The sequence below is a fragment of the Spirosoma oryzicola genome (genome assembly GCF_021233055.1).
GTDB lineage: Bacteria > Bacteroidota > Bacteroidia > Cytophagales > Spirosomataceae > Spirosoma > Spirosoma oryzicola.
In genome coordinates, this window is the sequence record NZ_CP089538.1 from 4,217,133 (window position 1) to 4,243,445 (window position 26,313).

At 49.4% G+C, this 26,313-nt stretch carries 26 protein-coding genes and 1 tRNA gene; 25 read left to right on the forward strand and 2 right to left on the reverse strand.

Annotation, left to right across the window (positions count from 1 at the left end; translation table 11 throughout):
- Positions 1-61: 61 nt before the first annotated feature.
- The 25 genes from LQ777_RS17880 (at position 62) to LQ777_RS18000 (ending at position 24,082) form a co-directional block, all read left to right on the forward strand.
- Complete coding sequence (locus tag LQ777_RS17880) at positions 62-676, forward strand: hypothetical protein (protein ID WP_232559299.1); 615 nt, start codon at positions 62-64, stop codon at positions 674-676.
- Between the two features lie 88 nt (positions 677-764).
- Positions 765-1,346, forward strand: a complete 582-nt coding sequence (locus LQ777_RS17885) for a hypothetical protein (RefSeq protein WP_232559300.1) — start codon at positions 765-767, stop codon at positions 1,344-1,346.
- Position 1,347: 1 nt separating this feature from the next.
- Positions 1,348-6,912 (forward strand): hypothetical protein, encoded by a 5,565-nt coding sequence (locus LQ777_RS17890; protein WP_232559301.1) that lies wholly within the window; start codon positions 1,348-1,350, stop codon positions 6,910-6,912.
- 138 nt (positions 6,913-7,050) lie between these two features.
- Positions 7,051-7,533, forward strand: a complete 483-nt coding sequence (locus tag LQ777_RS17895) for a hypothetical protein (protein ID WP_232559302.1) — start codon at positions 7,051-7,053, stop codon at positions 7,531-7,533.
- A 149-nt stretch (positions 7,534-7,682) separates the two neighbouring features.
- Complete coding sequence (locus LQ777_RS17900) at positions 7,683-8,249, forward strand: hypothetical protein (RefSeq protein WP_232559303.1); 567 nt, start codon at positions 7,683-7,685, stop codon at positions 8,247-8,249.
- Positions 8,250-8,251: 2 nt separating this feature from the next.
- A complete protein-coding gene (locus LQ777_RS17905; protein ID WP_232559304.1) occupies positions 8,252-9,433 on the forward strand; it encodes a hypothetical protein in 1,182 nt (393 codons plus the stop codon).
- Between the two features lie 39 nt (positions 9,434-9,472).
- On the forward strand, positions 9,473-9,919 hold the full coding sequence (locus tag LQ777_RS17910) for a hypothetical protein (RefSeq protein ID WP_232559305.1): 447 nt from the start codon (positions 9,473-9,475) through the stop codon (positions 9,917-9,919).
- Positions 9,916-10,299: a DUF1353 domain-containing protein gene (locus LQ777_RS17915; RefSeq protein WP_232559306.1), complete on the forward strand. Its 384-nt coding sequence runs from the start codon at positions 9,916-9,918 to the stop codon at positions 10,297-10,299. Before LQ777_RS17910 ends, LQ777_RS17915 begins: the two co-directional genes overlap by 4 nt.
- Positions 10,300-10,389: 90 nt before the next feature.
- The gene (locus LQ777_RS17920; protein WP_232559307.1) at positions 10,390-10,737 is read left to right on the forward strand and encodes a hypothetical protein; all 348 of its coding nucleotides are present in this window, start codon (positions 10,390-10,392) and stop codon (positions 10,735-10,737) included.
- The gene (locus tag LQ777_RS17925; RefSeq protein ID WP_232559308.1) at positions 10,734-10,949 is read left to right on the forward strand and encodes a hypothetical protein; all 216 of its coding nucleotides are present in this window, start codon (positions 10,734-10,736) and stop codon (positions 10,947-10,949) included. Before LQ777_RS17920 ends, LQ777_RS17925 begins: the two co-directional genes overlap by 4 nt.
- Positions 10,950-10,961: 12 nt before the next feature.
- Positions 10,962-11,456, forward strand: coding sequence for a hypothetical protein (locus LQ777_RS17930; RefSeq protein ID WP_232559309.1), 495 nt, complete (start codon positions 10,962-10,964; stop codon positions 11,454-11,456).
- Positions 11,456-12,232 carry a discoidin domain-containing protein gene (locus LQ777_RS17935; protein WP_232559310.1) on the forward strand — a complete coding sequence of 259 codons (777 nt, stop codon included), beginning with the start codon at positions 11,456-11,458 and terminating at the stop codon, positions 12,230-12,232. The genes LQ777_RS17930 and LQ777_RS17935 overlap by 1 nt, the downstream gene beginning before the upstream one ends.
- A gap of 100 nt (positions 12,233-12,332) precedes the next feature.
- Positions 12,333-13,199, forward strand: a complete 867-nt coding sequence (locus tag LQ777_RS17940; RefSeq protein ID WP_232559311.1) for a S49 family peptidase — start codon at positions 12,333-12,335, stop codon at positions 13,197-13,199.
- The gene (locus tag LQ777_RS17945; protein WP_232559312.1) at positions 13,192-13,755 is read left to right on the forward strand and encodes a hypothetical protein; all 564 of its coding nucleotides are present in this window, start codon (positions 13,192-13,194) and stop codon (positions 13,753-13,755) included. The genes LQ777_RS17940 and LQ777_RS17945 overlap by 8 nt, the downstream gene beginning before the upstream one ends.
- 78 nt (positions 13,756-13,833) lie before the next feature.
- Positions 13,834-14,817 carry a hypothetical protein gene (locus LQ777_RS17950; RefSeq protein ID WP_232559313.1) on the forward strand — a complete coding sequence of 328 codons (984 nt, stop codon included), beginning with the start codon at positions 13,834-13,836 and terminating at the stop codon, positions 14,815-14,817.
- Positions 14,818-14,906: 89 nt separating this feature from the next.
- On the forward strand, positions 14,907-15,608 hold the full coding sequence (locus tag LQ777_RS17955) for a hypothetical protein (protein WP_232559314.1): 702 nt from the start codon (positions 14,907-14,909) through the stop codon (positions 15,606-15,608).
- 83 nt (positions 15,609-15,691) lie between these two features.
- A complete protein-coding gene (locus LQ777_RS17960; RefSeq protein WP_232559315.1) occupies positions 15,692-15,877 on the forward strand; it encodes a hypothetical protein in 186 nt (61 codons plus the stop codon).
- Between the two features lie 9 nt (positions 15,878-15,886).
- On the forward strand, positions 15,887-16,429 hold the full coding sequence (locus tag LQ777_RS17965; RefSeq protein WP_232559316.1) for a hypothetical protein: 543 nt from the start codon (positions 15,887-15,889) through the stop codon (positions 16,427-16,429).
- 17 nt (positions 16,430-16,446) lie between these two features.
- Complete coding sequence (locus LQ777_RS17970; RefSeq protein ID WP_232559317.1) at positions 16,447-16,881, forward strand: hypothetical protein; 435 nt, start codon at positions 16,447-16,449, stop codon at positions 16,879-16,881.
- A 52-nt stretch (positions 16,882-16,933) separates the two neighbouring features.
- Positions 16,934-17,467: a hypothetical protein gene (locus LQ777_RS17975; protein ID WP_232559318.1), complete on the forward strand. Its 534-nt coding sequence runs from the start codon at positions 16,934-16,936 to the stop codon at positions 17,465-17,467.
- The gene (locus LQ777_RS17980; protein ID WP_232559319.1) at positions 17,451-18,950 is read left to right on the forward strand and encodes a hypothetical protein; all 1,500 of its coding nucleotides are present in this window, start codon (positions 17,451-17,453) and stop codon (positions 18,948-18,950) included. Before LQ777_RS17975 ends, LQ777_RS17980 begins: the two co-directional genes overlap by 17 nt.
- 523 nt (positions 18,951-19,473) lie before the next feature.
- A complete protein-coding gene (locus LQ777_RS17985) occupies positions 19,474-20,703 on the forward strand; it encodes an AAA family ATPase (protein WP_232559320.1) in 1,230 nt (409 codons plus the stop codon).
- Positions 20,700-21,440, forward strand: coding sequence for an HNH endonuclease family protein (locus LQ777_RS17990; RefSeq protein WP_232559321.1), 741 nt, complete (start codon positions 20,700-20,702; stop codon positions 21,438-21,440). Before LQ777_RS17985 ends, LQ777_RS17990 begins: the two co-directional genes overlap by 4 nt.
- Before the next feature lie 217 nt (positions 21,441-21,657).
- Positions 21,658-22,326: a recombinase family protein gene (locus LQ777_RS17995; protein ID WP_232559322.1), complete on the forward strand. Its 669-nt coding sequence runs from the start codon at positions 21,658-21,660 to the stop codon at positions 22,324-22,326.
- A 58-nt stretch (positions 22,327-22,384) separates the two neighbouring features.
- A complete protein-coding gene (locus LQ777_RS18000; protein WP_232559323.1) occupies positions 22,385-24,082 on the forward strand; it encodes a hypothetical protein in 1,698 nt (565 codons plus the stop codon).
- A gap of 159 nt (positions 24,083-24,241) precedes the next feature.
- Here the strand turns inward: LQ777_RS18000 and LQ777_RS18005 are convergent, their stop codons facing one another.
- Both LQ777_RS18005 and LQ777_RS18010 read right to left on the reverse strand, forming a co-directional pair.
- Positions 24,242-25,471 carry a phage integrase SAM-like domain-containing protein gene (locus LQ777_RS18005; RefSeq protein WP_232559324.1) on the reverse strand — a complete coding sequence of 410 codons (1,230 nt, stop codon included), beginning with the start codon at positions 25,469-25,471 and terminating at the stop codon, positions 24,242-24,244.
- Positions 25,472-25,721: 250 nt separating this feature from the next.
- Positions 25,722-25,808 (reverse strand) — tRNA-Ser (locus LQ777_RS18010).
- Between the last annotated feature and the right edge of the window lie 505 nt (positions 25,809-26,313).

Here is a 26,313-nt window from a genome sequence, read left to right on the forward strand (position 1 = left end):
ATCTTCAGCAATATTTTGATACATAGATTGTAGGCCTTTCTCACACAATTTATCCGCTAATATGACAAAAGGATTTTTTCTGGCCGTATCAGTGATCGCAACATTGGTTTTAGGACTTACTTTTTACTTGTATTACCAAAAATTTTACGCATGTGGTTTAGGTTTATCTAATAGCCGTGAAACTTGGGGACAATTTGGCGACTACGTTGGTGGAGTTTCCAACCCAATCTTATCCTTCATTACTTTACTTCTTACAGGTTATATAGCTTTCAAGGTTGCACAATCAGAGGAAGAAAAAGAAAATCGAGAAGTGAGACGTCACCTTTTCGATTTACAGTTTTCTGAGTTCAAAAATGTACTTGACATAATGGGGCGGATAAACGGGGTGCCTGATCTTGCACAAAGAGAAGCCGTTTCTGTTTTGTATGTAGCAGAAATGGGCTTAATATCGTTTGCCTCGAGTAATAATTTCCTATTTCCGTTTTTAAATACGGAAGGCAATGTCTATGAAATTCTTATAGAAAGAGTAAGGGCAATAAGAAAGATTTATATAGAGCAGGAAGGGCCAGATGTTGTATTAACCCCTGAGCTAGATCAAGCGATCAATGCTTATTGGGCCGCTTCTACTGCTGTTAGAATTCATATGCAGGATTTTCTTCAGAGTCATTTAAGATAAATCAATATCATTCACAAAAAAACCAATCTAGCTAGATTGGTTTTTTTGTGTCCTTCCAGCTTGCCAAATGCCTGTTCACTTTCGTAGCATGGCAGAATCAGGCAGCTATTCAGGCGGCATGCGCGGGGACGCGCGGGCCACCTGGCTCACCACCAACCGCGATGCAGCAAAGGTACTCGACGGCTATACCATCAAGGCGGTTGAGCTCTTCAAACAACGTATTCAGCAGGCGGGTCTCGTGCTCACCCAGGACATGCTCAACTCCTTTCGAGTCTTCGCGGCTGAAGAAGGAGAGGGTTTTGTGCAGGCCCGCATTCAGATGTCGGCACTGGTCCGCATTGCCGACATGCAAAACCTTAATTATCCCCGTACCCCACCACTGGCGGCATTAGAGCGATTTGTCGAGCTCACTGGCCTGGGCAAGTTTGCCAGAATACCCGGCTACCCGACTGCGCACCTGGTGCGGCCCGCATCCGACACGGCAGCCATCGAGCGCATTGCCTGGGGCATCAAGGTCAACCGCATGCATTACCCCAACGTTAAGCGGGGTTATCGGGGCGTCTATTCCGACCCCTTGCTGAAGGACGTTCTGCCCTACCTGTTCAAAGACCTTTTCGAAGCAGCCCAACTGACGGCCATGCGCGGTTTCAAACTCCTTTTTAACGACTAATATGGCTATCAATTTAAACGAAACAGCCACACTCACCCTGAAGGGCAACACCCGAGACTTCGACAACGAACTGCTCCAGCTGAACACCAAAGCCAAACAACTCAAAGACACCCTGAAGGAGATTGAGAAAAGTGGCGGCAAAGGGGGGGAAGAATGGAAGAAGTACAAAAACGAACTGGCCGCAGTCAACACCGAAACGGCCAAAGTCCGTAAAGAAGTTGATTTAACGCAGCTCAGCTACAGCCAGCTAAAAACGCTGGTCGGTCAGCTCAACAAAGACCTGTCTAAACTCAAGCCAGGCACCGACGAATTCAACGCAGCCGCCAAACGGCTGGCCGAGGCTGAAAAGCAGTTCAAAGCGGTGGGCAAACAAATCGACGACATCAAAAAGCAGTCGGACGATTTGGGCAAACCCACCATGTGGCAAAAGATCACCAGCGGGGTGGGTACGGTGCAAAAAGCCTTTCAGGCGTTCATTGCCCTGCAGATCATCGGCTACATCGTTGACATCGGCAAGGCCATTTTTGAGACAACGGCCAAGTTCGAAAAGTACGAAAAAACGCTCACCACGGCTCTGGGCTCCGAGAAGCAGGCTAAAGAATCGATGGCCGCTCTCAAAAAGCTCGGTGCCGAGACGGCCTTCACCGTCGATGAGCTCACCGAAGGGTACGTCAAAATGGTCAACCGGGGCATGCGACCGTCTCAGAAAGAGATGGTGGCCCTGACGGACCTGGCCGCATCGCAGGGCAAATCGTTTGATCAGCTGGTTGAAGCGGCCCTCGATGCCCAAACGGGCGAATTCGAGCGACTGAAAGAGTTCGGCATTCGGGCCAGCAAGGCGGGTGATACCATGTCGTTTTCCTTCAAAGGGGCGGGTCTGGAGGTCAAACGGTTTGGCGATGAATTTCAGGTTGTCGACAAAGCCAACGGCAAAGTGGTCGAATCCTTCAAAAGCCAGGACGATGCGATTCAAAACGTCATGGTCCGCTATGGCCAGATGAACGGGGTGGGCGGCCAGAACGCTAAAATGATGGAAACCCTGGGCGGTATGTCTTCCAATCTGGAAGACAATTTTGACTCGCTCAAAGTCGAACTGGGCGAAAAATTACGGCCTGTTTTCGTGTTAGTGCTGCAGTCGCTGTCGGGCGGCATTACCGTCATTAGGGGGCTGGTGAACGTTATTTCAACGGCCATCACCGGGGTCATTGCCTGGAACAAGACCCTGTTCGATTTCTTTATCAGTTCGGGCGGGGTATTTAAAAATATGGGCCTGGCCATCAAAGAGTTTTTGTCGGGCAACTTCGATGCGGCCTCCAAATACTGGGATCAGACCAAACTGGCGGGTCAGAAAGTCATCGATGGGGTCAAAGCCAATGCCAAGCAGGGAGCCGATAGCATCGTTGCCATTTGGACCGATAAGTCAGCAGGCCAGAAAGCGGAATTTGCCGGTAAGGACCAGGGCCAGAAATTTCAGGGCGGGCTATCCAAAGAACAGGAAAAAGCCATCAAAGATCGGGAGAAAGCCGCTGAAAAAGCCGCCAAGAAAGCCGAGGCCGACCACCAAAAGCACCTGCAGGAGGTACAGAAAGCCAATGAGAAAGCCCTGGAAGAACTGGCCAAGCTGGAAACCGAAGCCCACATTGCGGGCATCAAAGACGAGATGCAGCGCGAGTTTGCCAAGCTGCAGGCCAAGCGCGATCTGGCCGCTGAGGAAATCATGCGGGGCATTCAGGATGAGAAAATCAAGAACCAGCAGATTGCCAACCTGGACAAAAAACTGCAGGAAGACATCACCCGCGTGGCGGGCGAGTTTGCCGAGAAAAAGCGCAAGAAAGCCGAAGAAGAAGAAACCAAGCGGCTGGCGGTTGAAAAACTGATTATCGACCAGCAGCAGAAGGCCGAGAACGCCCTGTTCGACTGGCGCGAATTGAAGGCCAAAGGCAATGCCGCTGAACTAACCCGAATTCACAAAGAGCGGTCGGACGCGCAGCTACGACTCACCATCGACAAGCTCGATGCCGAAGAAGCGGCTGAGAAAGCCAAAGCCGCTAAAGAAGCCACCACCACTGAGCAGAAAGAGCAGGCCATCACCGCCATTGAAGGCCGCTTTCATAATGAGCGGCAGCTGGCCGAAAAGAAGCATGCCGATGAAATTGCCAAGATTGACAAAGAGCTCCAGGAAAAGAAAAAGGAGAACTGGGGCCATGCCTCCAGTGCGTTTACCTCGCTCTTAAAAGGTGATCTGAGCGGCTTTGTCGAGCATGCCGACAAACTGGTGCAGGGCAATAAATCAGCCTGGCAGAAGAAGCTGCAAGATGACATGGCGGGCTTTGAAGCCGCTGCACAGATGGCCACCGCAGCCGTTGGGTTTCTCAATCAGCTTGCACAAAAGAAAGCGGAAGCGGCCATTGCAGCCGCCAAAAAAGAGCGCGATGAAAAAGTTGCCCTGCTCAATGATCAGCTGGCGATTGAGAAAGCGGCTCAGGATGCTGCTGAGTTTGAAAAGCAGAAAGTCACCCAGGAGTCGAACGACAAGATTTCTGCGATCAAATCCGCAACGCAGGCGACCATTTCCAGTCTTGAACAGCAGTATCGGCAACTGTCGAGCAGTGAAGAAAAGAAAAAGCTCGATGAGCAGCTGTCAGGCTACAAAGAGAATGCCGATGGCAAGAAAGAAGCGGCTAAAGACACCGCTCAAGCCGCTATCGAAGCCGCTCAGGACGAAGCCAAGCAAAGCATCGATGCCGCTCAGCGAACCGAGAAAGAAGCCATCAAGTCGGCTACCAACGAGAAGAACGAAAAAATTGATGCCGCTGAGGCCACCCGCGATGCCGAGGTTGCGGCCATCAATAAGCGAAAGGACATCGACCAGGCCACCCGCCAGCAGCTGCTGAGCGAAGCCAAAGCCGCTTTCGAGACGGCCAAAAAGCAGGCCACCGACGAAGCAGAGCACAAGATCGATGCGGCCAAAGACACGGCCAAAGCGCAGACCGAACTGGCGAAGGACACGGCCAAGACCAAAATCGAACTGGCCAAAGATGAGCAGGATGCCGAGCTCAAGGCCATCGAAGCGGTGCAGAAAGGCGATGAAAAAGCAGCTAAAGAAATCCTGGCCAAAGCCAAAGAAGATCAGAAAGAAAAGATCAGGCTGGCCAAAGAAGAAGCTGACAAAAAAATCGAAGAAGCCGAGAAGGAAAAGCGGGAAAAGCTCAAGAAAGTCGAAGCCGAAAAGCAGACCCGGATTCAGAACCAGAAAGAGCTCAACCGAAGCATCGAGGCTGAAAACAAGAAAGCAGCGGCCACCGAAGCTGAGGCCAAGCGCAAAGCCTGGGAGGCTCAGAAAAAAGCCGACGTGGCATCGGCCCTGATTGCCGGAGCCCTGGCCACCATCAAAGCCCTGGCGTCGGGCTTTTTCCCGATCAACCTGGTGTTTGCCGCGACCACTGCGGTGATGACCGGCATTCAGGTGGCCATGATCAAGAGCCAGCCAGCCCCCCAGTTTCGGCATGGGGGCTTTATTCCAAGCGGGGGCCGACACGGTTCGGAATACGGGCGGGGCGGCATTGCGCTCATCGACCGGGCTACGGGTCGGGACGTGGGCGAAATGGAAGGCGACGAGGCCATCATCAGCCGGGAGCAGACAGCGGCCAACCTGCCGCTTATCAACGAGATGTTCCGCAATGCCCGCACCCCTGGCAAACGGGACCGGCCCGTTACGCTCAATGACCGCAATGCGATGGGCAAACCAGCGGGCTTCAAAGACGGGGGCTTGTTTACAACGCCCTACTGGAAGCAGGAAATGCACCTCTTTGGCTCCAAGAAAGCCAAAAAAGCCGCTGAAGAAGCCCAACGCGAAGCCGAAGAAGCGGCTGCACAAGCGGCTGCTGATGCCGAAGCAGCTGCTGCCAGTGCGGGTGATTACGGCTCGGACGATTATAGCAGTTTGGCAGGCTCAGCCGAGGCCAAAGCCGCTCAGGAGAAAGCCGAAAAGCAGGGTGAAGAGCAGCTCAAGCTGCTGGCCAAAATCGTGGACTCGGTCGACAAGATGAGCTCGGACCAGAAACTGCTCTTTGGCAATTTGGCTCTGGACATTCGCCAGGGCTTGAACTACCTGTCGAGCGATACCATCAAAGGGCTGGAAGCCCTGCGCACCGGCCAGAGCGCATCGTTCGATAAGCTCAACACCACCCTGCGCAATGTCTTGCTCAGCATGGTGCTGACCCAGAACGCCAGCACCGATGAGCTGGTTGATGCCATCGTCAAAGGCATGAGCAGCCTGGAGACGCGCAGCACCAGCGAAAGCACCCGCATCATTGCGGCCATCAAAGCGGCCAGCGAGAAAGCCAGTGGGGATATTACCAAAGCCATCGACACCAGCGGCAACAGCCAGCGGCTGCTGTTAGCGGGCATCTCGATCAAACTTGGTACCGGCTTTAGTGAGTCGACCGACGCAATGGTGAAGGCCATCGACACCAGCGGCAACAAGCTCCTACTCTCACTGATGGGACTCAACCAGACCACCAAAACCGGCCTGGAGAAAGTGCAGGACCAGGTCAAGCAGGATGCCATCAAACTGGCTAAAACCACCGAAGACGGCTTTGACAAGCTGCTCAAACGGGGTGATAATAACCTGAATGATCTGACCGAGAATCTAGAGTTTTTATTCAACTCCCTGGGCAACCGGACCGAGAAGGTCATCAACACCAACGGGCTGGCCGAACGCCAGTCGCTGGACAAGTTGACCACCACCACCAAAACCGGCCTGGAGACGCTCAATAAAGATCAGACGAAGGCCATCGACAGCCTGAGCAAGAACGTGACCAAGTCAGTGGACGATTCGGCTAAAAGCACCAAAGACGCCCTGGAGAAGCTAGGCGATGCGGTAACGGACTCAATCGATGAGTTAAACAACGATCAGCAGCAGGCACTGACCAAATTAGGCGATGAAGTAACCGACGCGCTCAAAGACCTGAACACGGATCAGACCGAGGCACTGGATAAATTAAGCGATGCGGTCACCAAGTCACTCGATGAGCTCAGCCAGGACACCGACGATGCGCTCGACAGTTTGAGCAAGAACGTGACCAAGTCGGTTGACGATTCGGCCAAGAGCACCAAAGAGGCACTGGAGAAACTAAGCGATGCGGTAACCGATTCACTCGATGAGCTGAACAAAGACCAGCAGCAGGCACTGGGTAAACTAAGCAACGAGGTGACCGACTCGCTGGAGGTGCTCAATAAAGACCAGAAGCAGGCACTGGGCCAGCTGAGCGATGAGGTGACCGACTCGGTAGAATTGCTCAATAAGGACCAGAAGCAGGCACTGGGTACTTTAGGCGATAAGACCGAAGCGGCTTTGAAAGACTCGGCCAACCGCACCACGAGCTCGGTCGACGGCTTATCGGTCGAGGTGCGCAGCCTGAAAGGTTCCATCAACTCAGTTGAGGGGGCCGTCTGGCAGGTACGGGGCGCGGTGAACGGGGTCGAGGGGGCGGTTTACGGAACCAACCAGGCGGGACGATTAGATGCACTCATTGCCGGAATCAGCACCTTTGGGGGCAAATAATCGGGCCAGTGAACGGAGAATGTTTAACACTAGCTTTATTGAGTATAAACATTTGGTGGAGAGTAATTATCTTTATGGTTGCCCTCCACCTGCGTTTATCATGTAGCTTTTACTGACCATTATTACCTTCAACATTAAATGCTCAAACGTCTAACGTTAACCGTACCAAAGTACTTAAAGAAGTTTTTAGAGGGTGAATTCGAAGCGCAGGCGGGCATCTTACACGTCGAAAAGTGGAGCGAGATCGGTTCATTGATGAATTTGGTGTCTCGCTCCTATCCTTTCCCGATGAGCGTCGAGAAACCCAGTGGCACCACCGTCATCATCAGCTACTATTGCCGGGAGAAAAGTTACGAGGTACCACCCGACAAAATCCCAGGGTTGACCAGGCAGCTGGACGAGATTTTTCGGCGGTCGCTGATCTGCGAAGTGCGCAAAGTACACGAGTTAGCGGGGGGCAATTACGGTCCCTACGTGCGCACATTCCTGGAGCGATACGGCATCGAAGCCGACGTTGACGTTGACTTCGAGACCATGCGCAAGGTGTATCGGGACTATTTAGCCCGCAATGGCCGAAAAAATGGAAAAAATTTATGCGTAAAAAGTCCGGTTTTGAACTAAAAAGTCCGGCTTTTACCTGAAATGTCCGGCTCGTGCGTAAAAAGTCCGGCAAAAAAAGGCTCTGGCGATGCGTCAGAGCCTTTTTTCATAAAAATCGGCTACGAAATTCAGTCCTTTTGGACGGGGTTTATGGGGTCTACTTTTGGGTTATGACCATTACCGAACAAGTCTTTGGCCTGCAACCAGGTGAACCCAATGCGGGCTACGTTCGTGCCCTTTGGCTGCTACGTGCAGCCGACGTGCTGAACGTGCTCAGCCCGCAGGAGTTGCCCGTTGCGGGCCAGCCGCTGACGGTCAGCAAGGCGGGGCTGCTGGTGCGGACGGGGGCCATGCTGAGCCGCATCAAACCCATGACCAAGACGGCCACCTTTGAAGAGCCTGGCGACACCGAAGCAGCGGGCTCTGTCTACGCACCCCAGCTGCAGATACCCATGCCCAAACCATCACCGGCCTTCGATCAGTACTTGAGCCGGTACGCAGCCACCCGATGGGTGGTGTTTTGGGTCGACTACAACGGCCAGGGCTGGCTTGCCGGAGAGCCCGACAACGGCCTGCGCTTAACCACCAGCCGACTGCAGGGAGCCACCAACGGGCTGTTGCTAACGTTTACGGGTCGGAGTTACCACCCGGCCTGGCGGCTGGAAAGCACCGAGCCTGAAGTACTGTTTGTTAATTCCGCTTTTGATTTTGGTTTCAACCTTTCTTTTGATTCATAAGTATGCCTTTAGATTCCGCTCCAATTGAAAGCCAGATTGACGCGGCTTTCCCCGACAATGCCTCGCGCGAGATCAAGCCGTCAGGTATTCGGGTTTTCTTGAAAACGCTGGTGCGCTGGGTGCGCGATGCCGTCAATAATAATTTAGGCACCTGGAACAAAGTCAGCGACGGCCAGCCAGGCGGGGCCAACGGGGATAGCGTCTACCGACTGGGCAAGACGATCTTTGGCCGCAACACCGAAGATGGCAGCGGGGCTACCCTGCAGGCCAACACGGCCAATTTTGGTTCACTCAATGGCCTGCCCGCAGGCCAGTACTTTGTTGTCACCAACCCGGCTGAGCCAAACGTACCGGCCACGCGGTTTTATGCGTTTGCCGAACTGCCAGCCGCAACGGGCGGCACCTACGACTTCATTGACCTGACGCTTTGGGCCAAGCCCTGGGACGGTAGCTCAGGCGGGCATTTCGAGCTCAATCTATACGCGGCCAACCGGGGCGGCTTTCGCTTTCGCTATACGACGGAAGGCGACATGGATAATGTCGGTATTGTGGCCTACCAGCAGGCCGATGGCCGCACCATTCTGTACGTGCAATCAGATAACGCATTTCGGGCCATTACCCTGCGCGTCAACAGCCACGTTATGGCCGTCTGTTATAGCGCATTTACCCTGACGGCTAATCTGACCGGCTCGCTGGTGCTCAATACGCTCAATCCGACCAGTTACCGACCCCTGCAAGCCCTACGATCTCGTTTTACGACGTTCCCCGTCAGTAACTCAGACGGTGCCCTGCCCCCTGTACTCATCAGCGAAGCGGGGGCGGGTCATCTGAGTTTGGGGGCAAACTACGTCTCGGGGGCCAGTGACATGGCCTTTATTAGCTCCAACGTGGCGGGGTCGGGGTTTTCCTTCTGGCAGCTGCTCATTGAAAACGGATCGACCGTAAAAAAGCTACTGGCCTATTTGAATAATCGGGGATGGCTGGCTTTGGGCCTGAGCAATGCCACCTCGATGCTGCACCTCAAAGCCGCCAACGGTTACCAGCAGTTACGTCTGGAAACCAAGTATACCCCCTATGGCCCTGGCGACCCCAACGGGGAAGTCGGCCAGGTGGCCTGGGATGACACCTGGTTCTATCTCAAAACAGCAGCGGGCTGGCGTCGACTGCAGCTGCAATCCTGGTAATTTTTATTTTATCTCTCAACCGTCTTTTTCTTTCTACCAATGGACACAATCAAAACCCCGATTTCAGTCGAACCCGTCACCAACTTCAGCCGCATTGCGCAGCACGAAAACTTTATTATCGGCCCTGATTTGAACATGGTGCAGCAGGTGCGCGTCATTACCGTCGACGCGAGTGGCCAGCCGCTCACCGAGCGCATTCAGGCTGATCCGACGCTGACCACCAACCAACAGCAGGCGGGCATGCAACGGTATGCCGACCAGATCATTACCCGCCAGACGATGGGGGCGTTTGTCGATGCAACCGGCCAGGTGGTAGCTGAAGGCACTGAGGGTGCCATGCCCCAACGCGACTACTTTCAGGGCATCACCCTGGGTGATCTCAAAAAGAAAGGGCTCACCGTCACCGACAGAACACCGTTTGCCTCGCTGCTATATGCCCTGCTGACGAGTGAAATTCTCAACATCGACGCCCGCAGCGGATTATGAGCCAGCAGCCGATTGTCGTTCGCTACAAAGAAGACGACCCGAAGGCAGATCGGTGGGTATTGGTCCAATCCGTTACGTTTATGACCAAAGCGGGCAAGGTGACGGTGCCTCGTGGCTATACGACCGACTTTGCCTCGGTGCCCATGCTGCTTTGGGGCTTTTTCCCGCCAATCGGGCGGCACAACCGGGCCACCCTGCTGCATGACTGGTGGTATGACAACCGGCTATTTGAAGAAGTCGTTGGCCAAAGACAAGCCAGGCGGCTGGCTGATGAGCAGCTGTACGAGCAGCTGAAGGCTGTTGAACCCCGCAAGCCCATTCGTAACTACTGCATGTACTTGGCTTGCCGCTGGTTCGGTCACCGCTGGTGGGTGAACTAAGCCCGCTAAAAGGCTCCTGGATAACCGGGAGCCTTTTTTGTGCGTCCTTTCGGGTGGCTGCAGGCTGAGCCAGTTTTGCGTACCAATTTAATGAATCAGCCTATGACTCAGCAGGATTTAACCGCACCCATCGACCGCGTCAAAGTCAGCAGGAGCGAACAGTTCGCCAGGGCGTACCAGGTCTTTTCCGATGAGACCACCGAGCAGGATTTGACCGACTACCGCTTCAGTGCCGAGCTCAGCAACAACCAGGGCATGCTGCTGGCCTTATCCGAAACGTCGGGCATCAGCCGACCGGCTCTCAACAGCGTCGTGGTGACGCTGAACACCATCCGCATGGGTGAACTGGCAACGGGGGCTTACACGCTGCTGCTGTACGGGGTACGCGATGACGAGCGGGAAATTTTCGTGCAACTCTTAATGCAGGTCGAACCGTGAACGTCATCAAAGTCATCCGACCAGCCCGCAACGAGCCCGTGAAGCTCATTCGCACCGGACCCGTCACGGTGCAGCTGGTGCGCTCAGCGGTGCCACCCGTTCAGCTGATCAACCAGAAAGGCGTTGTCATTTTCGGGGGCAGCACCCAGGCCAGTCAGATCACCACCAAGACCGACTTTGCCGCTTTATACAATCTCAAAAAACAATTTTAATTTTTATAAACCATGTTAGAACAGGAGTTAAAAGACTTAGTAGACCTACTCGCTGGCGATTACAAAGCCATCATTGGTATGATCGGCAATTTGAGTGCGTTACCTGCTGACATCACCAAAACCAGCCTGGTAGCTGCGCTGACCTCGCTCAATACCAAGATCGCCAATGCTGCGGGCATCAACGATGCAGTCAAAGCGGCAAACTCGACCTGGAGCTCGAACAAGATTCAGGGCAGCATCGATGCAGCTGTTGCGGCTCTGGTCAACGGGGCACCAGCGGCCCTGGACACCTTGAAAGAACTGGCTGATCAAATGGCCGCTGACGCCAGCGTACTTGACAGCATTGCGGTGGCCCTGGGCAAACGGGTGCGCGTCGATCAGGCGCAGACCTTTACGACGACCGAGCAGCAGCAGGCTAGAGACAACATCGGGGCGGCAAGCAAAGCCGACATCGGCAACCCGAGCTTTGATTTTGCGGCTTACTACACGCAGAAAAAATCAGCTTAATGGCTTGGTACGATCAACTCATTTCCGACCTAAAGGCGTTTGCCACTGCCGTGGTCACGGATGTCAACAGCCTGCGACCCCGGCTGTTACCCGCTGGTGGGACGGCTGGCCAGGTACTCGCTAAATCGAGCAGTACGGACTATGCTACCGGATGGGTAACGCCCGCCAGCGGTGGGGTGGCCTTCACGACGGTGTTTAATTACCCGGCTCTGGTGGCCCTGGGCACCCCGTCGACGCTCACCTTTGTGTTGGTCAGCCAGGACAATAAGACCAACACCTTTAACGCCAACTATCTGCTGTGGCCCAACGGGGTCAGACGGCTGCTGACCAGCACCTCGGACAATGCACCCATTGATTACAGCAGTATGGGCAGCGTTATTCACGATGGTGGCGGGGTGTTTTCGGGCGATACCACCCGAACCCCTGACAAGGTCTTCGACGGCAACGCGCAGACCTTCTACGATGCGGCCAATGGGGATGCGGGCAAGTACGTCGGGCGCAACCTGGTAGCCCCTAAAACGCTCAACAAGATTAGCTTTATCCCCCGGCCTGACAGCTACTACGGCACCAAGATCAATACGGGTCAATTCCAGTATTCGACCGATGGGGCAAGCTGGACAACGGTTTACACCGTATCGGGGGTTGACAGTAACAACTACACTCAAACCTTCAGCTTCACCTTCGCGCCCGTCACGGCTCAGTACTGGCGGCTCTACTGGCCCGGTACCGAATCCTTTGGCAACGTGGCCGAGATTCAGCTGCTGTATTCCTACTAACCAACCAAGAGCCCGCCAGCCGTCAGCAGCGGGCTTTTTTTGGTCCTTTCCTGACGGTAGTTGCCTGCTGACTTTCGTAGCGTAATAGACCATTACGGCAATGTCTGTCAATCTGAATGGCATTTGGGCCATCTCCCATCTTCACGTTTCAACCGTCATGGCGGCTTTAGAGGCTAATCAATTCCGGCCTTACCTGACGGGTTACCCCGACGTACCGGCCACGGTGCTCGAAGCCTGCTCATCGCAGACCGACTACACCATTGAGGGCTACTGGGCCGACCGGCTCAGCATCGGCCAGGATGCGCAGGTGCCCGTCATTCCCGTCACTGGCATTCTAACCCGCAGTGATCTGTATGGCAATGTGTTTTCTACTGATTTTATCATTTCGATGCTCTACAACATCGCAGCTAATGATAAAAAGAAAGGGGTCATTCTGGACTTCAATACGGGCGGGGGCCAGGTAGCGGGCATTGCGGAGTTTGTGCAGGCGGTGCGGGCGGTGAAGGAAAAAAAGCCCGTCGTTTCCTCGGTTCAGTTCTGCGCATCAGCGGGCTACTGGGTGGGTAGCCAGGGCAGTGAGGTGCACATGAAGCCAGGCACCGTGAGCTCGGTCGGTTCCATCGGCACCATGTACATGCACGTCAACCGGGCCAAAGCGATGGCACAAGCCGGTTTAGAGCCCGAAATTTTCCGCTCGACGGGCAGCATTCACAAGAACCGGCAAAACGACATTGAGCCGCTCGATGACGAAGCCAGAGCCGAAATTCAGAAAGGGCTCGATGCCTCCAACAAAGTCTTCAAAGCCGACGTGCGCATTGGACGGGGCACCAAGATCAAGTCAGACGATGTCTACACCGGCAAGCTCTACAATACGCAGGATTCCATCAAAGAAGGTCTGGCCGACAAGGTAGCCGACCTGCAAACTTCTTACCAACGAGTACTTCAATTATCTAAAAGCTATGCTTAAAAACCCCGTATCGGGCAGCTTTCTAGCTACCCTATTGCCCTCCTTTGCGTTGTCGTTCCTGGCCAATGCTACGCAGGACGAAGTCATCAAAGCCGAACAGGAAGCGGCTGTCATCCATCAGAAGCTGCAGTCAGCGACGGTCAACCCGCCAACGGGCGAAGTACAGGGCGCACCGGCTCAGCCGACTGCAGCAGTGCCACCCGTCGCACCGGCTACCCCGACTGTGACCACGCCCGTAGCACCCGTCGCGCAGGGCACCATGCCGCTGGAGATTCCGGCTCCGATGGGTGATCTGGCGGGCCAACTAACGGCCATGACCACCCGAGCCACGACGGCTGAAGCCAGTGTCAACACGCTGACGGCTCAACTGACCAACACCACCAACGAGCTCGGCCAGTACAAAGCCTGGTACCAGAAAATGACCGGCCAGGGTACGGCCTTACCCGTAGCTGACGCCAGCAACCGTGGCCAGCAGGTAGACACCGAGCAGCCAACGCTGTCAGCGGCTTCAGCCAGCGTACTGGCGGCTTACCAGAACCGCAACCGCACCAAGTAAACGGCCAACAATGGCCCTATTTTTTTCAATCAGACAGCCGGGATGCCGGACCACTAACGCTAAAAAAAAGAGAGTACAATGAATGAAGCAATTGATTTTTCAAATTTTGGCACCGACCTCATGCGGACGGTGCAGGACATGGGCGGCAACATTGTCCTGATCAACTCGACGTTGGACGGGGTGGCCTCGCTGCAAAATGACTTTTCGACCGAGATCATTCGGGACAAAGGCTTACTGGTAAGTGCCGAAATCAAAGATGCCTTCAAAGCGGCCAGCGATAAATTCGAAGGGCAGAATGCGCTGGAGATTCGTTCGCGCAAAGCCGATTTCACCGAAGGTGACATTGATCTTGAGATCACTTTGGATCAAATCAAAAAGGCGTACCGCTCCTATTACGGCTGGATGCTGGAACCCACCCGCACCGAGTCTGAAGTGCGTGACAATCCGTTTGAGCTCTTCTTTATCCGGCAAATCATTCGTCAGCACTTCCAGTTTGCGCGGACCAAAACGGTTTGGAAAGGCGTCTACAACACGACCGCGAAAGGAGCCGAAAACATTGCCGATGGCTTTCTCAAGAAGTTTACCGCAGCTCGCGCGTCAACCGATGCCGCAGCTAAGATCAGTGCCAATCACGTCTTCGACGGGGAAGACCTGACCGATGACAATGCTTACGAGCAGATCAACGGTCTGGCGCAGCTGGTGGCCAGCACCCGCGAAGACATGCTGGCCATTCCGCTCAACTTCTATTTGTCCCAAGTGAGCTACGACAAGTACCGTCGTAATCGTCGCGCCCTGTTCCCCGAGCACGTTGGACCGGCTGACAAGCCGACCACGCTCGACGATTACAGCCAGATCAGCTTTGTGATTGATCCGGGTCTTGCCGGTAAACAAACGATGGCCATTACGCCCAAAGACAACCTCAAGTTCATTGCCAACGAGGCACCGGGCGTGTATCACATCAACATCGTCAAGCAGGTCAAGTCGTGGCAGATCAGCATTCGGGTGTCGATTGGCTTCGACTTCGCATCACCCGATCTGCTGTTCATTAACGACGCGGTTTAATCCCTTTCCCCTGGCTGCTTCACGGTAGCCAGGGCATTGCTCCAGTCTATTTTTTTCAGTTCACAAGTTTTTATCAGATAGCTAAACAGATGAAGTTTTTCAAAGTGTTTTTGGGCTTAGCCCTTTTTGCAGTAGCGGCCCTGGTGGCCGAGCAGACCGGCAACGTGCTGGCAGGGATTGTCAGTATTCCGTTGCTGACGTATGGGTTTGAGGCATTGACCGGCCTTTCGCTCTTGAGTGGCCCGCTGGCCTTGTACGGGGCATTGTCTCCCATCAAACGGCCTGCGCAGGGTGAAGCCAACCCTGGCGGTGGTCGCAAATTGTGGCTCATCGGGGTTGATTCCATCGTTGGCGAATGGCCCAAAAAAGGCGACATCGTAGAGGGGGAAATTATCAACCCACCCGTACTGGTGGCAGGCCCACCGGCTGCAGTGTTCGTTGAAGTAGCCGTTTCGGATAACTCGCTCAAGATCGACCAGAACATGAAAGGCGCATCGGGCTATCAGTCCTGGGAGCAAATGATTGAAGTTAAGATTGCAGGCTTTGGTAAAGTGCAGGTGGCCGCTATCGAAAACCTGCTCAACCAGGAGGTAGTTGCCATCGAGCTCAGCAACGATGGTCAGCGCATTGTCATCGGTACGTCAATCAACGGCCAGCAGTTTGAGATCACCCACACATCGGGTGCCAAAGGCGGTGATCGTCGGGAATGGACGCTCAAATCAAAGCAGGACGGCTATATGCATGGCTACCTGCCGTTGAAAGACACAATTGTGATCCCTGGCGTTTCCTAGTCTTTATTTTTTAACCGCTCAACCGGCTCCTGCTCCCGACGCGTCGGACCGTCACCGGGCAGGAGCTTTTTTTCTGATTCGTTATGGCAAAGTCAACCAAAAAAATCAAGCTGCTGTGTGCTCCAGACGTATCGTTTTCGATAGGTGATGAGAGTTTTCGGGCTGACGCCCTAACCGTGGAGCAGGCCGAAGCGGTCGCGGCTCAATATCCTGGCCAGTACCTGGAAGTAGTCGAAGACAAAGTCAAAGGGACCGAGACCGAGTCCTAAACCCGGTTTATGGAAACCCTAGAACAGCTTAAAGCAAAAATTCGGACCATTTTAAACGATACCCCTTTTATCGTCATGCTAGACAAAAAACAACTCAAAGCGGCCTATCAGCTGGCCCAAATGAATCATAGCTCTCAACAGACAGAAGACTCTGCAGCGGCTCTGGCAGCAGCTAAAGCCGCTTATGAAGCGGCTTTAGCGCAGGGTGACGCCATCAGCCCTGCGCCCGCAGCACCCACACCGACAAAGCCAGTGACACCGGCTAAACAGACTATGCAAAAAGCGGCTCCTAGAGTGGCTCCAGCAGCGTCAAAGCCAGCGACGCCAGCGGCTCCAAAGCCAGTGGTGCCCACTGCTCCAGCACCAGCGGCACCCGTAGTGACGGCCACCGAAACGATGGCCAACAACGATGACCAGACGCAAGCGGGTGATCAGGATGAGCTACAAGATGACCAGGCGCAAGCGGATGGCCAGGGTGATCAGCAGCCGACCGAACAAACCAACCAGCCCACGGAGCCGGAAAAAAAAAGCGAACCGACGCCCGGCGAATAGTTAACAACCCGGTAGGCTTGGAAAAAGAGCAGCTGATGTTGAAGGCCGAAGACCTTCACCGTCGAGCTGCTCTTTTGTCTAATACGCTGGCTGACTTTGCCGATGATGACGTTGCTGGCCGCTTGCCGGTTGTCAAACAAATCATGCAGTTGCGCGAAGAGTGGAAAGACGTTCGCTTCGAGATCGAGACCGGCCAGCAGCGTCGCAAGCTGCCCGAGCCCAAACCCACGACCATACCCCTGGGCATGAGTGAAGCCGAGATCAAAGTTGAACTGGCCCGCACCCGCACCGGCATCTCCAAGAACAAACAAAAGCTCGAAGAGCAGCCCGACCACAAAAAAGCCGATGTCTGGCAAGCCGAGCTTGACCGGCTGATCGGTCTGCGCGAAGCTCTGGAAGCCGAGCTTGGTGAGCTAAAATACAAGCAAGAGCTAAAAAATGAAGGGCTCTAAAATTTGACGCTTTTTCTGGAATAGACCATTTTTTTCTCAATCGACAACCCCAATGAGACAACACAATAAATACCTGGTCAAAGTGCAGGAAGAGTTGAGCGTCTATCAAAAGTACCTGCTCGATGACAAGACCGAACTGACACCGACCCAGTTTGAGACCTACGAAAAGATTGACACCGTTCGGGCCTGGCTACGCGCAGGGCACTCGGATCAGGACGTTTTGAGCATGCTTAAAAATACCCGCTCGATTCAGGATCGTCGGGCGCGTGAAATCCTGACGCTGGCCTACGAGGTGTTTGCCGAGCTACGCCAGTCTAAGAACAAAGAAGGCGTCAAGTATATGTACGCTGAAATCTTTCGTAGTGCGGCTTTTGAAGCCAAGCAAATGGGCGACCTGGTGTCGTTTGGCATCCTGATGGATAAAGCAGCCAAAATCGACGGTGCCTATGACAATCAGAAGGTAGTCGACAACGAGTCGAAGAAAAAACCGACCAAAGTGGTCTTCAAAATCAAATCGGTCACCGTGGCCCCTGCGCCAGTGGCCCAAAATCAAATTCAGGACATCAGCCATGAAGAAATACGATGAACCTGCCGACCAAGACGAGATTGAACTGCTGGTCAATGAAAAACAAGGCACTTTTTTGGATGCTGTCACCTCACGACATTTCAAAATGGTCGGTATGGTGGGCGGTCGCGGCTCAGGTAAGTCGATTAGCCTTTCTGATCTACTCAAAATAGCGTCTGAAGAACTACCAAAGGCAAAATGCGGCTGGGGCGTTAAAACCGTCAAAAAAGCAAAGTCGAAATTAACGTCAGGGCTAAAGGCAGGCTGGAAACGCTGGAATTGCCACGAATACGAATGGGAAACCGGCGAAGGGGACTATGTGCTCTGGCGGGAACCACCACCCGGCTTCGACCGGCCTTACGAGGCACCCGATAACTGGGAAAACTGCATCACCTTCGCCAATGGATTCTGCATCGAGTTTGAATCCTTCAAGCTGGCGGCTGACGAAAACCGGGGGGCTAACTACGATATGTACGTTGTCGATGAAGGGCTGAATTTTAAAAAAACCTGGCTTAAAATCGTATTGCCCACCCTAAGAGCGAACGTCGGAAAATTTGACTCTTTTCTGCACCATAGCTTTTTTGTGTTTTCCTCCCCACCCTGGACACCCGATGGCCAATGGATGTATGAGATTGAAGAGCTATCGAAAAAAGAGCCCGACAAGTACTACTACATGGAAGTACGCACCAGGGACAATCAAGCCTTTCTGCCTGATGACTATATTGACGGCCTGCGCAAGATTCTGACCAAGATGGAATTCGAGGTTGAAGTGGATGGCAAGCGTATTTCGAAGCTGCCTAAAACCTTCTACCCTTCTTTCAGCAGAGAGACCCACGTTCTGGAAGAGCACGACGAAGACGAGCCTTTGAAAATGAACGGTGAGTTATTCTACTCGACCAACAAGTACCTGGTGGCATCCCTTGACTTCAATGCCCACTTCACCAGTGCCACCATGTGGCAGGAGGATGATGAGTATGCCAGGCTAGTCGATGTGGTGTTTGTGAAAGAGGCTCAGGATGGGGGCACGATGGCACAAGCCCTGGCCCATTCCATCAAGCAGGTTTATGGGGAGCACAAAAAAAAGCACATCATTCTGACGGGTGACCGCAACGGGGGCAGCAAGAGTGCAGGCTCGAATAAGACCATGTTCATGCAGGTAGAAGAGATACTAACAGAAGCAGGATGGGACGTGGTACTAGCCCCACTCAACTTCAACCCACTGCACAAGGATAAGCACAACAGCATCAACCGGGTGCTGGCCGAGAAGGAGCCCGAGCAGTTCAAGGTGCGCATCGACGGGGTGAAGGCAAAGGCGGCTGTCATCAGTATCGAGAACAGCCCGATACAGACCGACTACTCGAAGGACAAATCAAGCGAAGAAGGGGGCGGTGAGCAGGAGCTGGCAACCCACCTATCCGATACGGTCGACTACTACATCATGCGACGCATGCGGCTCGGACTGGCCAAAGCCAACGAAGACTTCGAGATTGAGTTTGGACGCTGATCAGGCTGGCCAACCTGATGGATCACCAGGCCGCTCAAGCTGGCCAGCCTGATCAGTCGACCGGCTCGACACTCAGTCAGCCCCAACTATAACCGGCAACACGTATCAATTCAAAACGGTCGAGCCGCTCCAGGATTTTGCAAGTACCTGCGAGCGGCTCGACCGTTTCAGCTATTCGGCATTTTCAATTTTGGAAATTTCCAAAATGCCAAAGGGCGGGGTCAACACACAAAGTTGCGCTCAAAAAACGGCATTGTAATTTTGTAAGTGACTATTTTACAATGAGTTAACCTTTGTCCTACAACAAAAACAGTGCAACTTTTTAATCAGCTAATAATCAGCACCTTACTCAGATTATCACAATAATTAGTCCGAATTTATAAAACAAGTCCTTCATCAATAATTTAAAGTTTTATTTCTATTTTAATCATTACATTAAGTATTCCTCTATTAGGATGTATAAGTTTAAGCTAAAATCGCATTAGTAACCGTTTCTAAAAGCTTCTAGCAAACACTAAGACATATGAGTACTATATCAAAGACTTGGTTCAAAAGTATCTCACTTGGCAAGATACGTTCCTTTGATTCTAAGCAAACAATCAGCTTCACAGACAAGAATGGTGCCCCTGCTCAGTGGAATATTATTTTAGGTGACAATGGGACTGGCAAAACGACAGTTTTGAAAGGACTTTGTTTTGCTACAGGTGCCTTTTGGAGCGACACTGAGGCAGTCATATTACGACGTACTTATGAAAGTATATCTATCAAATGCATTCTTGCCACAGGTAATGAGGAAAAAAGTATTTCACAAACAATAGAATTCAATGACATGAGGTATGGAACTTTCGTTAAATACGCCAACTATCATGCTAGAGAAGAAGCAGGAGAAAGCTTTGCTTTATTCGGATATGGAGCAGCAAGAGGAATTAATCAAGCTGTAGTTTCGGAACAAGTTAGCCCTGTACTAAGCATATTTAGAGAGGACGCGCCTTTATCGAATGCAGAGCAATGGCTTCTTGAAGCGGAACTTAGTTATAATAAAGACTCAAATCAAACAGGTTATTATTTACTAGTCCGAAACGCATTACAAAAACTTTTTCGAGAAGAGGTCCAAAGCATAAAAACGCAACAACGACGCTATGCAGTTAATGTGTATTTTCAGACTGCTTACGGAGAGGTACGTCTGAATGATTTAAGTCTTGGCTATAGAACTCTTATTGCATGGATGGTTGATTTTGCAAGAGGACTGTTTGATAGATACCCAGACAGTACAAACCCTCTAGCAGAACCTGCAGTTTGTTTAGTAGATGAAATAGACTTGCATCTACATCCTCGTTTTCAGAGATATATTATAGAATTCCTAACAGAAACTTTTCCTAATACTCAGTTCATTGTAACCGCTCACAGCCCCTTAATAGTACAGGCTGCTGAAGGGGCTAACATAATTTTGCTCAAGAGAGTAGGTAACGAAACAGTCGTAGAAAATGATAAAATAAATGTTCATGACTGGCGAATTGATCAAATACTAAGTAGTGATCTATTTGGCGGTATAGGTGGCCGTGCACCGCAAATAGAAGATAAAATGACTCGTAGACGAGAGCTTTTAAAAAAAGATGATTTAACAGCTGAAGAAATTCATGAATTAGACAATCTAGAGGAAGAGCTTAGTGAATTGCCAGCAAGTGAATCTAGAGAGGCTCTCAAGGCCTTGGATCTTATAATAAAAGCTACTTCTAACCTCCAAAAAAAGTGATACGTATTAATAAAGCTGAAGCTGCAATTCCTGCCATTCTTGACTCAGGCGGAGCAGGAGATACTGAAACTAACTATTTAAAGGCAAATTTTGACGCTGGTGATTTTGAGTTTGTATTTAAATCGCATATTTATGGCCATGAAGATGTGAAGAAAACGCTAGTTGAAATACAACATGGCAAGTGTTGCTTTTGTGAAGCGAGAGTTGATCATACATCACATGGAGATGTAGAGCATTTCCGTCCAAAAGGCGGTTATCAAGTATCTGAAGGTTTGCCATTAATAAAACCAGGATACTACTGGTTAGCATACGATTTTAATAACCTTTTTTTTGCCTGCGAAAAATGTAACCAAAGTTACAAAAAGAATTACTTTCCACTAGATGACGAATCTAAACGTGCCAAATCTCATCATGATGACTATACACAGGAGTATAGCTTAATCATACATCCAGAACTAGATGACCCTGAGCAACATATCACTTTTGCCTCTGAGGTGGTAAAGCCTTTAGATGGGTCAATGAAAGGAGAAGAGACTATAAGAAGGACGGGTTTAGATCGTAAAAAGTTAGAAGACGAAAGATTAGACTATATTAAGATACTGAAACCATTAGCTGTCTTAGCAAAAAGCGATTTGCCAGAGGCTGAAGAGGCAAAGTCTCTTTTTAAAGAACTAGGTTTGGCAAAAAGCATCTACTCTTCTATGGTGAGAGCAAATTTCAAAGATTTAGTAATTTAGAAGAGTATTACATTCAACCGATATATTTATAGAGTAAGCACAAAACCACAACCAAGTTTCATCATATTTTGCTGAAGCATAGTAAACAATTATCTGTCCTGAAAAAAGTCTTTGCGAATTCAAAGTAGTTTAGACAACTATGAGACTGCTTCTCCCTATATAAAACTGTCCTAGAAAAAACACAAGTTTTTCTCAGGACGCTTCTCTATATTGTAATATGGATCAAGAAACTGTTCCGGTGGCACTATTTGTAAGGGTATCCAAAAAGTCTCAAAGCTATGAGCGGCAAGTGTTAGAACTCACAAGGCATGCAGAGAGATTAGGATACAAGATTGCCCAAGTTGTTCATGAGAAAGGAAGTGCTACCAAACGTCGAAACGTTGAACGGCCTGAGTTGGAGGAATTGCTGCAGCTATGTAGAAAGCGTACTATCAAAAAAATATTGGTAACCGAATTTACTAGACTTGGGCGACGTCGTGGGGAAACACCACAATTAGTAGAAGAAATCACAGAGCTGGGTGTTTCAATCTATGCACATAATCTACATTTAGAAACATTGTTACCTAACTATAAACGTAATCCAGTAACGAATATGATCTTAGCCGTAATGGTAGAAATGGGAGCACAGGAAACTGAGCGTTTGTCTGAGCGCATTATTTCAGGTCAAGAAGAAGCTCGTAACAATGGGGTTCGCATCGGGCGGCCAATAGGAAGCGTTATTGGAAATAAAGAACTACTAGAAAAATACCCACGGATTGTTAAAGATCTTAAAGCAGGGCTCAGTATTCGGCAGATTTCTGCTATCCGAAGTAACTCAAAAGACACAGTTCAACGAGTAAAAAAAGCACTAAATAGTAATCAGTTTCCATCTAACCCTCTAAATTAATAAATCCTCAGTATGTACATAAACTTTTGATTGAACCCATAACATTTATCGAATTAATATGAGAGTAAGCATTGAAACAGCTGTTGAGCTATTTAGTAAGCATCTAAATAAAAACGATAATAAGCATATTCTATTTTCTGCACCATTTGGTTATGGTAAAAGCTTCTTTCTAGAAAACTACTTTAACTATAGCAATGTTTATAGACCATTTTGGTTGTCACCCGTTAAATACATTGTTGGTAACAATGAAGACATTTTTGAATATATTAAGCTAGATATAGCAATTCAAATTCTACTATCTTCCGATTTCAAAGTAGCTTCAACCCCAATATTCAGCGATGAATTGTATGCTTGGCAACTACTAGAAAGTAGTCCTGAAGAGGTTGCGAAACTTCTTCTTGAGACTATAAAAGACCTCGATATACCTATTGTAAAACAAGGTGTCGACGTAATTTTAAAATCCTTAAAATTAAGAGAAGAATTTCTTAAGAAGAAATCGAGCCTTATCGACTCCAATAAAAGTGAGTATGATAAGTTATTAGATTTCATATCATCGCAGAATAAAGTTAAAGGTTCAATTTACGAAGATGACATTATTACTAAAATCATCAGAACTTCATTACAAGCTATAAAATACAACAACCCTGATTACGCATCAACAAATAGTATAAAGGAAAACGTTTTAATAATTGATGACTTTGATAGATTAGACCCCGAACACATATTTAGAATATTAAATATATTTAGTGTTCATCAAAACTATTTTAACAACAAAGTCGAATATGATCAAAACAAATTTGGTTTTGATAAAATTATAATTGTTTGTAGCATCAATAACATTGAAAAAATATACAAACATAAATATGGAGAAGGCGTTGATTTTCAAGGATATATAGGAAAGTTCTATTCGACAGAAATTTTTCATTTTGATAATCAAGCTTCAATTGCTTACCATTGCCAACATAATTTTTCATCAGAATTAGACGATGAAGAATTAAAATTATTAGGATTGTTTCTAGCTTTTTTCACTAAGAACAATAAAATATCTATCAGGAATATTGTCAAACATGAGAGACTATCTCCAACAAATGAATTTATTTTAAATAAATATGAATTTCCGCAGATAATAAACGAAGCAGACAATACTTTAAAGTATAAAATGTCAGGAAATCTTCGCATTTTGAGCAAAGCAGTTTGGGCTGATAATTACCAATTTCCTGTTAAGAATAATATAAATTCCTTTTATATCTCTAGCAATGATTTCAAATTTTTCAAAATAATACAAATACTAACGACAATATTTGGCGACTATAATTATCTTAAAAATATATCAAATGAGTTTCGTAATGAAAAGCTGTTATTTGACGATACGTTGACACTTCCAATTATTAAAATTGTCATTCCACTAATGCACTTTTTAATGAATTTTGATGATGCAAAAAGTATTTTCGCTAATATCAATGATAAAAGGATGTCAGTTGAAATCTATAATAGCATTGAAACAAGTAAATTGATTGACCTACCTTTATCCGACTTCTTAGATAAACCAATTACTCTTCCTGTCGGGTGGAATATAACTAACCAGTATAGCGGCAATGTCAGTTACTATTCGAATGTAAGTAACAATTTTTCAAGTGATATAAATTATACAACGTACAAGTTCAAACTACAAGAACAATTATTAAATATTTTAGATTATACTTTGAAGTTTCTAGAAAATAAATCATTCTTACATAAACTCGGTATATCGAACTAGTTTTCTCAATGAAAGAGAAACCTTATCGATAAATTAAATATTGAAAACTTATTAATTTTGATCATGTTTAGTTCGTTAATAAAGTGGTTGTAATTGACTAAAATTGCAACTAACAATAGCCTGATCAATTGACCAAGCTATTATCAATTGGCAGACTGGTCAGGAAACCTTATTTCGTTGGCGGGCCTGCATCGCTTTACTGGCTTTCAGTTCGACCGAGACTCGACGCTCATCGGGCTTGCCGTAAACTTCCATACCCTTATCAGACTTTCGACCGAGCAGCACTTTGACCGCGTCGGTGGTTAGGCAGAGCGTATTGAAGCACCAATCGGTAAACGTTTTCCGACCAGCCTTGCTGCTGAGCTCAGGGTGCAGATTCATTTCAGCGGCCACCAGCTTGAGCCAGAAGTTGAACTTGACCAAACTGATGAGCGGCAACTGGTCCCAACCGCCATATTTAGCCACGATCTTTTTGACCTCATCAAATTGCGGAATCTTAGCCATCACGTCGTTTTTGATGCGGGCTTTCATCAGCCACACCTCGCCATCGATACCAGGCCGCAGGGCCGTTTTGTGCACTCTGATGAAGTCTTCGAGATCACCATAGTGAAAGCCAGTTCGACATAATATGATAAACAGATCGGCCACTTGCTGGAGCTTTGGACTCTTAAAGCGATGCTTTAATAAGGTTTCGAATTGATCATTGGTCAAAAAGACCGGGTCACCATAGGTTATGCCTTTCACTTTGTAGCCGTCTAAAGGGTTTTTATCGGTCAATTTGTTCAATTTGGCCCACGCAATGACGTTTTTGATGGTCTGCGTTTGCTTAGCTATGTAGCTATCAGCATGGCCGATTTTGCCATTGGCTTGCTTAAATTTTTTCATCCAACCCCGATAGGCTTTCACCCAAGTCAAGTCGAAGTCTTCAACGAGTAGATCGATGGCTTTGCGCGAGATCAGAAAGTCAGTGAGCTTTTTTCGGACGTTGTCATACACGCCAATAGTTTCTTCTACCAGGTTGCGCTCAGCATCGGCCTGGCAATCCTTCAAGTAAAGCTCGAAGGCTGATAGCAAACTAACAGCAGAGCTCTGGCCCTCAAACAAGCGTCTGATCTTGGCTGCTGTGATCTTTTCTTTCTTTCTGAATAAATCGCTGTAGTGAGCCCGCAGCTGATCACGCATGGTGTCTAAGTGGCCATTCATGAAGTAGGATTCAGGCTCGGCTTTTGTTACCCGCTCACCGTCCCAGTTTTCCCACCCGATAGTATGGCCAGTACTACCGATGTCAATTCGTTCGCCGCTTACCGTGATGCGGCAATAAATCACGGCTTTACCGTTTTGCTTGCTTCTGCGTCTCCAAAAGCTAATGTCCATTCTTGAAATGTTCATATGTGCTGCATTTAGTGCAGCGGGTGAAGCGAATTAGTAAAGGGGGGCCATTCGATTTTGTTGATTAAGCGGTATAATCCTTTTAATCGGTTTTTAATATTAGGCTGCGAGGGGGTGCTACCAGACTTTTCAGGGTGCTACCGGAGGTGTCATCAGCCAACAAAATCGGGGCGGAACGGCCAAAAAGGGCCAAAAAAAAAGCCTGATACGGTTTAGTATCAGGCATCGATTCATTATAAGCGTACTATTGCAGAGAGGAAGGGATTCGAACCCTCGATACGGTTGCCCGCATACACACTTTCCAGGCGTGCTCCTTCAACCACTCGGACACCTCTCTGTTTGTGTTTTGACAGCCGCTGATCTTATCCGTATTCTGGCTTGTATTAGATAAGCATTACAAGCTCGTAGCGTCAGCTGTTTCCTTATGGGAGTGCAAAATAAGCGAATGTGTAGGGGTTGTGCAAACAATGTAATGAAATAAAGACAACTACAGGGGAATGCTTTTCTTCTACAACCGAATCCCCCCTACGTAATAGGTCACCCCAAGCGCCAACAGGATCAGACCAATGACGACATAGAGATACATAGGTAATTTGTTTTTCATGGCAAAGTGTATAGTAGCGGTAAACCGATATAGCCACCGGAGATTATCAACAGATTTCATATTGATAACCTGCCCTTAACTTTTATAGCTTTAATTTCTACGAATAACGCTACGATCGCTGGTTGTGTTATCCGATTTACTGACTGCTAAGCAATTCTACATAATAGAATCGAAATAAAGTTTAAATCTGCTGCTTGTCCAGCTATACCATCATGTCCTCCTAACGCTATAGCATACG

Bases quoted from the DNA above. Each gene is read 5' to 3' on its own strand.
- LQ777_RS17920 (WP_232559307.1), top strand. From the start codon at position 10,390: ATGAATCAGCCTATGACTCAGCAGGATTTAACCGCACCCATCGACCGC.
- LQ777_RS17885 (WP_232559300.1), top strand. From the start codon at position 765: ATGGCAGAATCAGGCAGCTATTCAGGCGGCATGCGCGGGGACGCGCGG.
- LQ777_RS17955 (WP_232559314.1), top strand. From the start codon at position 14,907: ATGAAGTTTTTCAAAGTGTTTTTGGGCTTAGCCCTTTTTGCAGTAGCG.
- LQ777_RS17980 (WP_232559319.1), top strand. From the start codon at position 17,451: ATGAAGAAATACGATGAACCTGCCGACCAAGACGAGATTGAACTGCTG.
- LQ777_RS17915 (WP_232559306.1), top strand. From the start codon at position 9,916: ATGAGCCAGCAGCCGATTGTCGTTCGCTACAAAGAAGACGACCCGAAG.
- LQ777_RS17905 (WP_232559304.1), top strand. From the start codon at position 8,252: ATGCCTTTAGATTCCGCTCCAATTGAAAGCCAGATTGACGCGGCTTTC.
- LQ777_RS17960 (WP_232559315.1), top strand. From the start codon at position 15,692: ATGGCAAAGTCAACCAAAAAAATCAAGCTGCTGTGTGCTCCAGACGTA.
- LQ777_RS18000 (WP_232559323.1), top strand. From the start codon at position 22,385: ATGAGAGTAAGCATTGAAACAGCTGTTGAGCTATTTAGTAAGCATCTA.
- LQ777_RS17985 (WP_232559320.1), top strand. From the start codon at position 19,474: ATGAGTACTATATCAAAGACTTGGTTCAAAAGTATCTCACTTGGCAAG.
- LQ777_RS17895 (WP_232559302.1), top strand. From the start codon at position 7,051: ATGCTCAAACGTCTAACGTTAACCGTACCAAAGTACTTAAAGAAGTTT.
- LQ777_RS17880 (WP_232559299.1), top strand. From the start codon at position 62: ATGACAAAAGGATTTTTTCTGGCCGTATCAGTGATCGCAACATTGGTT.
- LQ777_RS17965 (WP_232559316.1), top strand. From the start codon at position 15,887: ATGGAAACCCTAGAACAGCTTAAAGCAAAAATTCGGACCATTTTAAAC.
- LQ777_RS17975 (WP_232559318.1), top strand. From the start codon at position 16,934: ATGAGACAACACAATAAATACCTGGTCAAAGTGCAGGAAGAGTTGAGC.
- LQ777_RS17950 (WP_232559313.1), top strand. From the start codon at position 13,834: ATGAATGAAGCAATTGATTTTTCAAATTTTGGCACCGACCTCATGCGG.
- LQ777_RS17890 (WP_232559301.1), top strand. From the start codon at position 1,348: ATGGCTATCAATTTAAACGAAACAGCCACACTCACCCTGAAGGGCAAC.
- LQ777_RS17935 (WP_232559310.1), top strand. From the start codon at position 11,456: ATGGCTTGGTACGATCAACTCATTTCCGACCTAAAGGCGTTTGCCACT.
- LQ777_RS17945 (WP_232559312.1), top strand. From the start codon at position 13,192: ATGCTTAAAAACCCCGTATCGGGCAGCTTTCTAGCTACCCTATTGCCC.
- LQ777_RS18005 (WP_232559324.1), bottom strand. From the start codon at position 25,471: ATGAACATTTCAAGAATGGACATTAGCTTTTGGAGACGCAGAAGCAAG.
- LQ777_RS17900 (WP_232559303.1), top strand. From the start codon at position 7,683: ATGACCATTACCGAACAAGTCTTTGGCCTGCAACCAGGTGAACCCAAT.
- LQ777_RS17930 (WP_232559309.1), top strand. From the start codon at position 10,962: ATGTTAGAACAGGAGTTAAAAGACTTAGTAGACCTACTCGCTGGCGAT.
- LQ777_RS17995 (WP_232559322.1), top strand. From the start codon at position 21,658: ATGGATCAAGAAACTGTTCCGGTGGCACTATTTGTAAGGGTATCCAAA.
- LQ777_RS17910 (WP_232559305.1), top strand. From the start codon at position 9,473: ATGGACACAATCAAAACCCCGATTTCAGTCGAACCCGTCACCAACTTC.
- LQ777_RS17940 (WP_232559311.1), top strand. From the start codon at position 12,333: ATGTCTGTCAATCTGAATGGCATTTGGGCCATCTCCCATCTTCACGTT.